General features: G+C 70.9%; 14 protein-coding genes. 13 read left to right on the plus strand and 1 reads right to left on the minus strand.

The genetic code is table 11. The annotated features are described in order from the left end of the window. Position 1: 1 nt before the first annotated feature. The 8 genes from ACIRD3_RS35770 to ACIRD3_RS35805 all read left to right on the plus strand — a co-directional run bounded on the left by ACIRD3_RS35770 (position 2) and on the right by ACIRD3_RS35805 (position 7,901). Positions 2 to 238 carry a hypothetical protein gene (locus ACIRD3_RS35770; RefSeq protein WP_402225031.1) on the plus strand — a complete coding sequence of 79 codons (237 nt, stop codon included), beginning with the start codon at positions 2 to 4 and terminating at the stop codon, positions 236 to 238. Between the two features lie 74 nt (positions 239 to 312). Next, positions 313 to 2,289 carry an ATP-binding cassette domain-containing protein gene (locus tag ACIRD3_RS35775; RefSeq protein WP_402225034.1) on the plus strand — a complete coding sequence of 659 codons (1,977 nt, stop codon included), beginning with the start codon at positions 313 to 315 and terminating at the stop codon, positions 2,287 to 2,289. Between the two features lie 55 nt (positions 2,290 to 2,344). After that, positions 2,345 to 3,142 (plus strand): hypothetical protein, encoded by a 798-nt coding sequence (locus ACIRD3_RS35780; protein WP_402225037.1) that lies wholly within the window; start codon positions 2,345 to 2,347, stop codon positions 3,140 to 3,142. A 494-nt stretch (positions 3,143 to 3,636) separates the two neighbouring features. Then, entirely contained in the window at positions 3,637 to 5,457 is a 1,821-nt protein-coding gene (locus ACIRD3_RS35785) for a ParB/RepB/Spo0J family partition protein (protein WP_402225039.1), read from the plus strand. Between the two features lie 227 nt (positions 5,458 to 5,684). Continuing rightward, entirely contained in the window at positions 5,685 to 6,113 is a 429-nt protein-coding gene (locus ACIRD3_RS35790) for a hypothetical protein (protein ID WP_402225042.1), read from the plus strand. Then, a complete protein-coding gene (locus ACIRD3_RS35795) occupies positions 6,110 to 6,787 on the plus strand; it encodes a hypothetical protein (protein ID WP_402225044.1) in 678 nt (225 codons plus the stop codon). The genes ACIRD3_RS35790 and ACIRD3_RS35795 overlap by 4 nt, the downstream gene beginning before the upstream one ends. A 224-nt stretch (positions 6,788 to 7,011) precedes the next feature. Further along, positions 7,012 to 7,218 carry an antitoxin VbhA family protein gene (locus ACIRD3_RS35800; protein ID WP_123556242.1) on the plus strand — a complete coding sequence of 69 codons (207 nt, stop codon included), beginning with the start codon at positions 7,012 to 7,014 and terminating at the stop codon, positions 7,216 to 7,218. Positions 7,219 to 7,220: 2 nt separating this feature from the next. Continuing rightward, positions 7,221 to 7,901 (plus strand): Fic/DOC family protein, encoded by a 681-nt coding sequence (locus ACIRD3_RS35805; RefSeq protein WP_402225047.1) that lies wholly within the window; start codon positions 7,221 to 7,223, stop codon positions 7,899 to 7,901. Between the two features lie 151 nt (positions 7,902 to 8,052). Here the strand turns inward: ACIRD3_RS35805 and ACIRD3_RS35810 are convergent, their stop codons facing one another. After that, complete coding sequence (locus ACIRD3_RS35810) at positions 8,053 to 8,214, minus strand: hypothetical protein (RefSeq protein ID WP_162870025.1); 162 nt, start codon at positions 8,212 to 8,214, stop codon at positions 8,053 to 8,055. A gap of 646 nt (positions 8,215 to 8,860) precedes the next feature. Between ACIRD3_RS35810 and ACIRD3_RS35815 the strand changes: the two genes are divergently transcribed. The 5 genes from ACIRD3_RS35815 (at position 8,861) to ACIRD3_RS35835 (ending at position 11,700) form a co-directional block, all read left to right on the plus strand. Next, positions 8,861 to 9,142: a hypothetical protein gene (locus ACIRD3_RS35815; protein ID WP_402225050.1), complete on the plus strand. Its 282-nt coding sequence runs from the start codon at positions 8,861 to 8,863 to the stop codon at positions 9,140 to 9,142. 14 nt (positions 9,143 to 9,156) lie between these two features. After that, a complete protein-coding gene (gene ssb, locus ACIRD3_RS35820; RefSeq protein WP_402225053.1) occupies positions 9,157 to 9,663 on the plus strand; it encodes a single-stranded DNA-binding protein in 507 nt (168 codons plus the stop codon). Positions 9,664 to 9,727: 64 nt separating this feature from the next. Continuing rightward, positions 9,728 to 10,396, plus strand: a complete 669-nt coding sequence (locus ACIRD3_RS35825; RefSeq protein ID WP_402225056.1) for a hypothetical protein — start codon at positions 9,728 to 9,730, stop codon at positions 10,394 to 10,396. Between the two features lie 73 nt (positions 10,397 to 10,469). Then, a complete protein-coding gene (locus ACIRD3_RS35830) occupies positions 10,470 to 10,739 on the plus strand; it encodes a hypothetical protein (protein WP_402225059.1) in 270 nt (89 codons plus the stop codon). A 52-nt stretch (positions 10,740 to 10,791) separates the two neighbouring features. Further along, positions 10,792 to 11,700, plus strand: coding sequence for a hypothetical protein (locus ACIRD3_RS35835; protein WP_402225062.1), 909 nt, complete (start codon positions 10,792 to 10,794; stop codon positions 11,698 to 11,700). Positions 11,701 to 11,914: the final 214 nt, after the last annotated feature.

The following is an 11,914-nucleotide window of genomic DNA, read 5'->3' on the forward strand; positions in this document are numbered from 1 at the left end:
GATGGCCGGCCGCCACCGCCGCCCGCCCACCGGCGAGCAGGCGGCTCTGCCCGCCGACGTCGACCAGCGGCTGCTCGCCATCACCCAGGGCCGCACCGTCACCGAGGAAGGCGTCGCCGCGCTCCCCGGCGGACGGCACCCGTACGCCTACCGCACGCTCTACCGGCCCGACGGCAGCGTGGACCGGCTGCTGGAGCGCCTGGCGCCCGGCCCGCTGTCTCCACCCGGGAACGAGTAACACCCAACTCGTAGCAGAGTCAGCATAGTTGAGGAGAACGCTTGAAGAACCGACCGACCGATACGACCGAGCCCGTGACCGACGAAAGCGTCTCCGTTAGCGAGCAGCTGCTGTTCGGCGGGCCGATGCGCTACGACTACGGCTGGGCCAAGCACGAGATGGCCAGCGGGGAGGTCACGTTCTGGGCGGTCGCGCGCCAGATGCCTCGCTTCCTGCGCCTGGCCGGGCGGATGGCGTGGCAGGCCGACCGCTGGGCCCTGATCGCACTTGTCGGCGCCGAGGTGCTGCGGGGCCTGGCGGCGGCTGCCGCGCTGATCGCGACCAACCGAGCCCTGTCGGCGATCCTGGCGCCTGGCGAGGTCGGGCAGGTTCTGCGCGCCGCGCTCCCGGCGGTCGTCACCGTCGGGGCCCTGGCCGCGCTCTCCTCGGTCCTGTCAGCGCTCTCCGCGTGGGCGGGCGGCCGGCTGGAGCCGGCCGTCTTCCGCCGGGCGACCGTCGAGTTCCTCGGCATCGTGAGCCGCTCCGAGCTGGAGGCCATTGAGGACCCCGAGTTCCTCGCGGAGGTCGACAGCGCCCGTTGGGGCGCGATGTCCCTGCAGAACATCATCGGCCAGGCCACCTCCGTCCTCACCGCTGGCCTCTCCCTGGTCTCCGCTGCCAGCGTGCTGTCCGTCCTCCACCCGGCGCTGCTGCCGATGCTGGTGCTGATCACCGCGCCGCGCGGCTGGGGAGCCGTGCTCACCGCCCGCCGCCAGTACGCCTCCACCCGGGCCTGGCTCCAGCACTCCCGAGCCAGCACCGCACTGGCGGACATGATGATCCGCCCCTACTCGGCGGCCGAGCAGCGCGTCCACGCGAGCGGCCCCTTCCTGCTCCACCACTACGAGCAGATGGCCGCCTCCGCCGAACAGGAGCAAGCCCGCCTCGCCGGCGCCCGCGCCCGCACCGACCTGCTCACCGCAGCCCTCGCCGGCCTTGCCACCACCGGCGCCTTCGCCCTGCTCGGCTGGCTCGTCGTGGACGGCTCCATCCCGCTCGCCGCCGCCGGCACCGCCGTGGTCGCCATCCGCACCGGGTCGGCGAGTATCGGTGGCCTCGTCTCCCAGATCAATCGCCTCTACGAGGAGTCCCTCTTCGTCCGTGACCTCGACCAGCTGCGCCGCGACGGCCACCGCCGGGCGATCCCCACCGGCGGGACGCCTCTGCCGGAGCGCCCGGAGACGATCACGGTCGAAGAGGTGACGTTCAGCTACCCCGGCCGCGAGGCCCCGGCGCTCGACAAAATCAGCCTGACCATCCCGCGAGGGAAGGTGGTCGCCCTAGTCGGCTCCAACGGCTCGGGCAAGACCACGCTGGCCCACATCCTGTGCGGCGTCTACCAGCCCCACCAGGGCAGGGTGCTGTGGGACGGCGTCGACACCGCCACCGCCGACCGCCACCAGCAGTTCCGCAGCGTCGCCCTGCTCGCGCAGAACTTCCAGCGGTGGATCTTCACCCTGCGGGCCAACCTGCTGCTGGGCCGCCCCGAGGTCCCTCTCGGCCAGGAGCACCTGGACGCTGCCGCCGACTACGCCGACCTCCAGCCGGTGCTCGACGAACTGCCCTGCGGCTGGAACACCCTGCTGGCCAAGGGCTTCGAGGGCGGTGTCCAGCTGTCCGGCGGCCAGTGGCAGAAGATCGCCCTGGCCCGTACCCGCCTCCGCCTGACCACCCCCGACCAGGACGACCGACTGCCGGCGCTGGTCGTCGTCGACGAGCCCACTTCCGCGCTCGACCCGCAGGCCGAAGTCGCCGCGTTCGAGCAGATCCGCCACCTCACCGACCTCGGCGTCACCGTCGTCCTGATCACCCACCGCCTCGGCGCCACGGCGAAGGCCGACCACATCTTCGTCCTGGACCACGGCCGGCTCATCGAGGAAGGCACGCACGCCGACCTCATGGCCCGCCAGCCCGTGACCCACTACCGCGAGGGGTACCTGCTCCAGGCTCGCCAGTACGACACCACCGTCCCCGTCCAGACGCGCGGCCGGGACGGCGCCGACACCCACTGATCCCGATCCGGGTGCCGGCCGAGCCGGCTGGCACCCGGTTGACCTGGAGGTGCTGATGGAACCGCTGTTGGGCCACGGACCGTCCGCGGGCGCCGGGGAGCTGCCCCGCGCGGGCTGGCAGGCCGAGGCTCTGCCGGTGCTGCGGGCGCTGGCGGCCGACGAGCCCTCCGTGCAGAAGCTGGAGGTGGCCGGGTCTGCGGCCGGGGACGGCCGGGTGCTCGACGTCTGGTCCGACTTGGACGTGCTGGTCACCATCGACGGTGACTCGGCCCCGGTCGCCGAACGCCTCGCGCAGGCGGTGCCCGCCGCTCTCGGGCCCCTGTACGCGAGCAGCCGCTCGGGGGACGGCCGGGAGGCCGGGGTGCGTCTGGTCTTGGCGGACCTTCGCCGTATCGACCTCACGGTCCGCACTGCCGACGCCGCCTTGCACCCGCCGGCCCAGTGCGGTGCTGGCGGCCTGGCTGGAATCGCCGCGGCGTTCCGGTTCGACGCAGTCCTCGCCGCGTTCAAGGCCGCGCGCCAGGACCTTCTGATTAGCGCGCACCTCGCGCTCCAACTACCCAGACACGTCCTGGTCGCCGCCATGATCCTCCGCGACCAGGAGACCGGCACCCGCCACCACCGGTACGGCAGCACTGAGTGGAACGTCTGGCCCGAACGCCTCGGGGCAGTCGCTCCACCGAGCAGCACGCTCACCATCACCGCCTCGATCCGCCACCACGCCCACGTCCTGCAGGACCTCCTCGCTGTCCACGCGCCCGACCTGGCCGTCGACGACGACCCGTTACACCGGCTGCTGGCCGCCGTCGACCGCAGCGCCGAGCGTCAGTCGGCGCCCTCGGCCAGGCCCTGACCTACCTCGCTTCATCAGCTCAGGCCCGCCTGGCAGCCCCAGATCGACCACGAGGCGGCCGACACCTGCCCGGCCTCCGCAGAGCGGCCTCGCTGCCCGCCCCGGCACTCGTCGCGGTGGCGGGCAGTAGCGGTCGCGCCTTCGGCGCGGCGTTCTTCTGGTCCGGGCGCCCCGCTGCGCGGTTCCCCCGGCCCCCCTCCGCGGCCCAGTATCCGGAGCCGGCCGCCCGCCTCAAGGGCGCTTCGCGTGGCTGCGCCACCGGCCTGCGGCCGGCCCTTGACCCGGACGGCCTCTTTGCCCCGGACCCCAGGCAGCTGTCGGGGGGACGGGGGAGGTGCGCCCGTTGATCTGACGGTCCGTCAGTCGTCGGACCGGCGTGCCGAACTGCGCCTTCATACTTGACCAGAAACCCCTAACGAGGTAATATTGTCCTTGTTGGGAGGGGATGGCACCCCCGACCAACAGACAGAGACCATGCACCTGTTGGAGGATTCGTGACCACCGCATTCGCCCCCGTCGAGCTGCTGACCGATGAACTGGCCTCGCTGGAACTGGACGAGTTGACCGTCGCCCCCGATGTCGAGTCGAGCGAAAGCCCCGACGGCCCCACTGGTCAGCCTGAGAACGCGGGGAAGGTGCTTCTCGAAGACGTCGACCCGAACGAGCTGACGTTCACTCGCAACGTCCGAAAGGCCGAGTTGGACGGTGAGTTCGTCGCGTCCATCAGGGAGAACGGCTTGGTCCAGCCCATCATCGCCACGCCCCATGAGGACGGAATCGCGATCATCCTCGGCAACCGTCGAGCCAAGGGCGCGATCGAGGCCGGCCGACTCGTGGACGTCGTTGTTCGCAACGACCTCACCACCGAGCAGGCGCGCATCATCGCGCAGCTGATCGAGAACATGCACCGGGAGGACATGAAGCAGAGCGAGATCGGCGACGCCTACGCGCAGCTGTCGATCGAGCTGGGCCTTGACGCCGAGGAAATCGCTACCCGGGTCGCGCAGGACCCGAAGAAGGTCCGGGCGTCGATCGCGTTGGCCGGAATGCCGAAGACTGCCCGCGCTGCCGTTGACAAGGGCGCGCTGACTTTCGAGGAGGCCGAGGCTCTCGCCGAGTTCGAGGGCGACCCGAAGGCGTACAAGCGACTCCTTGCCAAGATCGAGAATGGGCACGGTCTGAGCTGGGCGATCAAGGACGAGCGGCGGAAGGCGGAACGGGCCGCGCTGCGAGCGGAGACCGCCCAGGCGCTCGCTGCCATCAACGTCCGGATGGTCGGCGAACCGCAGGCTTTCAGCTGGGGTGGATCACGCGAGGTGAAGGTTGACCGTCTCGCCGATGCTGACGGCGTGGTCCTGACGCCCGAGACGCACGCAGCTTGCCCCGGGCATGCGGCGTTCTTCAACGAGCACCAGGCGGGAGACCTCAAGGCCACGTTCCTCTGCCGTGACCCCCACCAGTACGGGCACCACGTCTCCGGCTCCTACAACTTCCTCAGCGACGAGGAGCAGGCCGCGAAGGCGGCGGCGGAGCAGGCCGCCCGCGAGCGCCGGGAGGCACTGGCCATCTCCCAGGAGGTGCGAGTGGAGTACATCCAGGAACTCTGCCGCTCCAAGAAGGTGCCCAAGGGGATGATGAAGAAGGTTCTTCGGTTGCTCTACACGCTGGGAGCGGACGAGACCAGCCCCGAGGTGCTGGTGTACCTCAACGCGCCGGGTGACGACGACCGTACCGATCGGTTCGAGCGCTTCACCCGACGGATGGCCGAGGCGCGTCTTCCGCTGGTGCTGCTCGCCGCTGTTGCGGTTCGGGCTGAGCGTGCGGTCCGGCAGGCCCTCTCTGGCTATGGAGACAAGTGGGCCGCGCTGGAGTGGTTCGACTTCCTGGCCGCCTACGGCTACGAACTGACTGACCCTGAGATTGAGTTGGTGGCCGAATTCCGGGCAAAGATCGCGGAGTCCGAAGCACGGGCCGCAGCGAAGGCGGCGGCGGAGGCTGCCCGACAGGCCGAAGCGGATGAGTACGACGAGGACTCGGAGAGCGAGGAGGAGTCGGGCGATCCGGAGCTGACCGCCGAGGAGGAGCCGGAGGAGGACGAGGAGGAGTCGGGCGATCCGGAGCTGACCGCCGAGGAGGAGCCGGAGGAGGACGAGGAGGAGTCGGGCGATCCGGAGCTGACCGCCGAGGAGGAGCCGGAGGAGGTCGAGGATGAGCTGAGCCGGCATCTGGCGATCATCGCGGGGACCGGCCCGGATGACTCGGGGAAGGACTGGGAGGCGATGTACCCCGAGATCAACGAGCCGATTGCCGCCTAGGCCCGAGGGGGCGAGAGTCCCAGCCTGAACGAGCCGGGGGTGTCCGATGGCACCGGGCACCCCCGGCTTGCTGACCACACACCACCACTCCGCCGGAGGACCCAGTGCACCTGCACCTCGCCACGACCGACCACCGACCGCCCACTGTCCGAGCCGATCTCGCCGTCCATCTCGCTGGGAATCACGAAGCCCACGCGGTGCTGATCGCTCGCACGATCCTGCTGACCATGCCGTCTGTCCGCGTCCGCCTGGCCCACCCGCAGCCCGCGTACGAGGCGTACAAGGCGTGGACCGGCGTGGCAGACCACGCCGACCGCGTGTTCGCCGGGACGGAGTCCGGCACGGTACCCGAGCCCGAGGGGGCGGTGTCCGGGCACCTCCGCCTCGACCGTCCGGTACCCCCGGCAGTCGTGGAGACGCTGCCCGCGAAGCTGAGCCCGACCCGCGCGCCGCAGCTGCGTGTCAGTGTGGGGGGCCTGCTGACCGTTGTCACCGACAAGGCTGCGTTCACCAGCCAGCTCAACCTCTGGACCACCGCCTACCGCCACGCCGCCCGCCGATGGGCCAACCTCCCCTCCGTCGAGGAGCTGGCCGCCGGAGCGCTGCCCCGCTTCGGCGACGTCACGGCTCCGGTGCTCGCCAAGGCGGCTGCGTGAGTAGCACCCGGCCCACTGGCCCGCAGTACGTCACCCTGGTCACCGAAGGCGGCTACCGGATACATGCCACGATCACCCTGGACTGGGAGATCGGGGCCGCCCTCTACCGAATCCCGGAGCTGGGCGGAACCATCACCGTCGGGTGGGAGTCCGGCCACTACTACACCCGGTGCTGCGACGGGAACGCGATCCAGATCACCTACGGCAAGCCCGACCGAAACCCCTTCACCACCAACTACCCGGACGCGCCCACCGTCTACGGTGTCCGGCTCGCCGAGCGGGCTGTCTTCCACCCCGAGCAGATGGACCCCACCAGCCATCGGTGGCTGGTGGTCCGGCGCGACATCGGGGGAACCTACTGCCCCAGTGCACCGGAGGGCACCCAGCGCAGGACCGCCGCCATCGTCCACGCGATCACCCGGCACATGCTCTCCCGCCCGTGGGCGGCCGAGCTGCGCTGCGCCCACGACGAACAGCACGCCCCCGCCCGGCACCGCCACCACCAGAAGGTCATTGACGAGCTGGAGACGGAAGCGGCCACGCTCCGCGAGAAGATCACGCAGGAGAGAACCTGGGCGGCCGTCCAGGCTGCGGTGATCGAGCGGGCGGCCAGCCGGGCGGAACCGCAGGCCCTGCCTGCTCCGCCGGAGGAGTACCAGCAGCTCGCTGCCTGACACCGGTCGCCCGATCCGCCGCGCGGGTCGAGCGGCCGAGCGGCCGGCACCGCGGGGGAGGGGGCATCGAGCCCCCACCCCCGCGCCCGCCTCCGCCGTCCGAAGCCGGCCGCCTGCCGCGCCCGACCCGCCGACCGTCCGAGCACCAGCAGCCACTCCCAGAGGCCACGTACGCTGATGAGAGAATCCGCGTCCACCCGGCGCGAACCCGAGGAGTCAACCCGATGCACCGCCCCGCCCCCACCCCGGAGGACCGCCGCAGAGCGGTCTCCTCCGCCACCGGCTCGGTTCGAGCCGAGGGTCTCACCCCCAGCGCGGAGTACCTCACCGACGCGGAGGAGTACGCGGCCGGGGTGATCACCGCCGACGAACTGGTCCAGCGTGCCGAGGCCCGCCATCGCGCACCGGGCGTAGAGCAGACGGCTCACTGAGCATGGCCGACCCCTACGCTGATCCGGACAGCGGCGTCCTGCGCAACCGGCTCGGCATCACCGACCAGCAGCAGCTCGCCGCCGCCGAAGCCGACATCACCGCCGCCCGCCTCACCAGGATCGCGGAGAAGCCCGTCCCCGGCCGCTACGACCTCGCCCACCTCCAGAGCTTCCACCGCGAGGTCTTCGGCAGCATCTACCCGTGGGCCGGCGAAGTCCGCTCCATCGAGATCGCCAAAGGCAACACCCAGTTCTGTCTCGTCCGGATGATCCCTGGCTTCGCCGATGACGTGTTCGGCCGCCTCGCCCGCCGCCAGGACCACCTCCGCGGCCTCGACCGCGACCAGTTCCTCACCGGCCTGGCCGACCTGTACGGCGACGTCAACGCGCTGCACCCGTTCCGCGAGGGCAACGGACGGGCGCAGAGAGCCTTTCTCGGCCAGCTCGCCGCCGACGCAGGACACCCGATTGACTGGACCCGACTCGACCCAGAGCGCAACACGTTGGCGTCTATCGCCTCGTTCAACGGCAACACAGGGCCCGTCCGCGCGATGCTCGCCGACCTCACCATCGAGCAGCCGGCCACCACCAGGACCACGCCGACCACCAGGACCACGGCCCCGGCGCAGCTGATCCAGCCGCCGCCGGTCCAGCAGGCCAGCCCGCCGACCATCCGTCCCTGACCGCTGAATATGCAGAAGGCCGGTGGACACACCCGCGAGCGGGTACCCCGAAGGGCGTTGGCACGTATCCACCGGCCAGAGACCACAGCACCCCGCGAACGGAGAGCAGCGGAACTCTAGAGTAGAGGACCGGAGGGCTCAGGCGACAACATCACGCAGTGCCGCCTCCGCGTCCCCTGAACGACTCGCGGAGCTTCCGGAGCGCATCGACAAGTTCGGGCAACTGCTTGACCAATGCGGTCAACTGCGTGACGACCAGGCCGAGGACGCCGAAGGCGGCCAGCAGGAAGAGGGTCAGGGCGTTCCAGTCCACGTCGTTCGATGGCCTTTCCAGCGATCGAACCGCAGGCAAGCAGCCTCAGCCCGACCACCTGTGAAGTGATCCAACCAAAGACCGCCATTGCGAACGGGGCTCAGTACAAGCGAGCAGCAGACCGCTGCTCGCTTGTACTGAGCCCCGTTCGCAATGTACGCCCAACTCCGAAGAATACATGGAGGTTGGGGCTGCGTTCGGCTTTGGTCGCGCCTTTGGCGCGGCGGTGTTGTTGGGCGGCTGTCGCCGCCGGCCGCCTTCGGCGGCGGGTGCGGTCGCGCCTTCGGCGCGGCGTTCTTCTGGTCCGGGCGCCCCGCTGCGCGGTTCCCCCGGCCCCCCTCCGCGGCCCAGTATCCGGAGCCGGCCGCCCGCCTCAAGGGCGCTCCCGTTGGTCGCGTGGCTGCGCCACCGGCCTGCGGCCGGCCCTTGACCCGGACGGCCTCTTTGCCCCGGACCCCAGGCAGCTGTCGGGGGGACGGGGGAGGTGCGCCCGTTGATCTGACGGTCCGTCAGCCGTCGGACCGGCGTGCCGAACTGCGCCTTCGAGCTTGACGAGAAACCCCCAGTGAGGTAATATTGTCCTTGTTGGGAGGGGATGGCACCCCCGACCAACTGACAGAGACCACGGCACGATCGGAGGCCGGACGTGAGCCCGCGCTACATCGCCTACTTCACCAATCCGTTCTCCGGTAGCGGCAATCCCGAGCCCGTCGAGTCGATCCGCCAAGCGGCGGACCAGCTGCGGACCCGAGCCCGCGACCCCCGAACCGGCTGCACCGAGCAGTCGTTCGCCGACCTCTACCTCATCACCGACGGGCAGATGCTCGCGGAAGCGGAGGAGATGGCCGGGGTGGGAGTGCCGTTCGGTGGCGGTCCGGACCTCCGGATCACCCTGGGCCCGCGCGGCGGCGCCCACATCGAACGCTAAGAGGAGCAGGAACCATGGCAGGCGAAACCAAGATCACCATTGTCGGAAACCTCGCGGACAACCCGACGCTCAAGTACAGCGACAGCGGAGCCGCGCGGACCACCTTCACCGTCATCTCCAACGAACGAGTGTGGGACAGTTCCACCCGCAACTACCGCGACGGCGACTCCATCTCGATGCCGTGCGTCGCCTGGCGACAGTACGCGGAGAACATCGCGGCGAGCCTGGCCAAGGGGTCGCGCGTTGTCGTGACCGGCGTTCTCAAGCAGCGCACCCACCAGCCGGCCGACGGGCCCCGCCAGGTCTACACCGAGCTCCAGATTGACGAGGTTGGGGCGTGCCTCCGCTTCGCCACCGTCGAGGTCACTAAGGCCGGGAGCCGACCCGCCCAGCAGGGAGCCGCCACCGTCCCGCCTGCGACCGGCGCGTTCGAGGCGACTTGGCCGCCCGTCCAGGTCCCGCCCGCCCCGGCGGTCCCGCCCACTGTCGGCTCCTGGCCGACTCCGGCCATGGCCGGCTGACGTCCCGCAGGCCGGGCGGAGCCCTCCGCCCGGCCCTGGCCAGCCCCGCCCACGAAAGGACAGCTTGAGCACGACCACCCTCTACTCAGAACCCGTCAGCACCGCCGCCGTGCCGGGTGCCCCGGCCCCGAGGAAGACACCGGCCAGCGTCGCCGCCGTCGTTGCCTACGCCCGTCGCCACGGCTGGAATGCCCATGCCGCGTGGTCCCCGGCGGACGAGACCAACACCGGTGACGGATGGGTGGTGAAGACGTCGGCCGACACCGCGCGCGGGCGCGGCGAGTTCCGGCTGGTCTGGCGCTACCAGGGCAGGGGCCTGCGGTACGAACGCTACTTCTCCGAAGGACGAGGCCCTGGAAAGTTCAGCCACGGCCCCACCCTGCCGTTCGTGCGGTGGGCCATGCGGAACAACCCGATCCCCTCGGCAGCGGCAGGCGACGAACCGCCGGTCTGGCGCTGGCGCGAGCCGGACGCGCTACCGCCCACGGTCGAGGAGCTGACGGAGTCCATGCTGGCACCGATCCGGCGCAGTGCGGAGCACTCGTGGCTGCCCCAGACCGTCTACGCCTCGCGGTGGATCGGGCGCGACTTCCTCGGCCAGGACTGTCTCCTCATCAGCGTGGCCATGCCGCGCGACGACTACCGGCCCGAGGACGTCCACCCCGGCAGCCCCCTGCCGCTGCTGACCATCCTTCCCCGCTTCTACCACGGCACCGTCCCCATGGGAGGGTGAGCCGTCCACGCAGCCCAAGGCCCACCCGACACCCTGTTCCACCAGCCGAACAGCAGCGACGAAAGGTTCCACCATGCCCACGGTCCCGCCCCCGAGCGAGCTGACCCGCACCATCGACACCATTCAACGCGGCATGTTCGCCGCCGTCCTGGTGGTCATCGCCGCTACCGCCGCCTCCGCTCTGCGGGACCAACTCCTCATCACCTACCCGCTGCTCGCGGTCGTGGCCGGTCTGCTTTGGCTCCAGTCCGTCGTGGTGCTCCGCCTGCCCAAGGCCATCAACCAGGCCGCCGAGCAGCACGGCGGGCCGCCTTTGCTGCCCGGCCCCGCCGCCCGAAGCTGACCCAACCCGGCAGGTCGGGCCACCCGGGCCCGGCCGGCCACCCGGAGAACTCTTGATCACCACCTACACCTCCACCCGCCTGCTGCTCCGTTACGAGGTCGAGCACGCAGAGACCGGCCTCACTTACTACACCGTCCGCGCGCCCCACGTCACCGGCACCATCACGCTGCACCCCGAGGCCGCCCCCGGCGCGGCCGACAACCCCGACGCCTACACCCGGCTGCGGTTCGTCTCCGGCCGGTACGACCCGGACGAGGGCCCCAGCAGCTACACCGATCGGCTCGCCGTCTACAACTCCTGGATCTACGACGGCATCACGCTCCCCGAGCCCGGCACACCCATCGACCGTGACCCGTGGGACCGACTCCACCGCAGCACCTACGAACTGGCCACCGAGAAGACCCGCGCCCGCGCCAAGGAGGTCGGACAAAAGATCATCAACGAGTACCGGTTGGACCGCCACCGCCATGCACAGCACACCCGCTACCTCCGGTCGGCAGCCGACCGCCAGCTGGCACGGGCCACCCGCGAGGCGGACGAACTCCGCCCAGCCGTCGACAGGCTAGGCGTGCTGGAGACCCAGATCGACCGCTGGACCCGGCTCCGCCACCCGGGGACGAACACCACGACCGTCGAAGTCGGAGGCCACCTGGCCGACTGGATCGACGCCCGGTTGGCCGGCCGCCAGCCACTCACCTCCGCCGACCACGAGGTCTACCGCTCCTGGGCCGCCGCCCGCCGACTTGGCGATCGTGCGGCGATCTTCCAACCCCGCCGCACGATGCTGCCCACCGCCGCCGCCCTCGCCAGCTTCGCGCGCATCCTCACCGAGGCCAGCCAGGAGTCACCGAGCAAGGCCGCCCGAGCCGACGCCCGTTGCCGCCTCCGCCGCATCGCCGAAGTCCATCCCACCCTCGCTCCGATGGCTCCCCCTCGGGAAGACGAGGAAGCACCCCGCTAGCCCCGGTTGGGCACCGCCACCGGCCACCCCGGTCGCGGTGCCCAACCGGGTTGGGTCGCGCCTTTGGCGCGGCGGTGTTGTTGGGCGGCTGTCGCCGCCGGCCGCCTTCGGCGGCGGATGCGGTCGCGCCTTCGGCGCGGCGTTCTTCTGGTCCGGGCGCCCCGCTGCGCGGTTCCCCCGGCCCCCCTCCGCGGCCCAGTATCCGGAGCCGGCC

Origin of the sequence: Kitasatospora sp. NPDC093550, from assembly GCF_044764985.1 — a bacterium.
Taxonomy (GTDB): domain Bacteria; phylum Actinomycetota; class Actinomycetes; order Streptomycetales; family Streptomycetaceae; genus Kitasatospora.

Excerpts from the sequence above, each read along its gene's own strand:
- ACIRD3_RS35800 (WP_123556242.1), top strand. The coding sequence starts at position 7,012 with ATGCACCGCCCCGCCCCCACCCCGGAGGACCGCCGCAGAGCGGTCTCC.
- ACIRD3_RS35790 (WP_402225042.1), top strand. The coding sequence starts at position 5,685 with ATGCCGTCTGTCCGCGTCCGCCTGGCCCACCCGCAGCCCGCGTACGAG.
- ACIRD3_RS35830 (WP_402225059.1), top strand. The coding sequence starts at position 10,470 with ATGCCCACGGTCCCGCCCCCGAGCGAGCTGACCCGCACCATCGACACC.
- ACIRD3_RS35805 (WP_402225047.1), top strand. The coding sequence starts at position 7,221 with ATGGCCGACCCCTACGCTGATCCGGACAGCGGCGTCCTGCGCAACCGG.
- ssb (WP_402225053.1), top strand. The coding sequence starts at position 9,157 with ATGGCAGGCGAAACCAAGATCACCATTGTCGGAAACCTCGCGGACAAC.
- ACIRD3_RS35780 (WP_402225037.1), top strand. The coding sequence starts at position 2,345 with ATGGAACCGCTGTTGGGCCACGGACCGTCCGCGGGCGCCGGGGAGCTG.
- ACIRD3_RS35770 (WP_402225031.1), top strand. The coding sequence starts at position 2 with ATGGCCGGCCGCCACCGCCGCCCGCCCACCGGCGAGCAGGCGGCTCTG.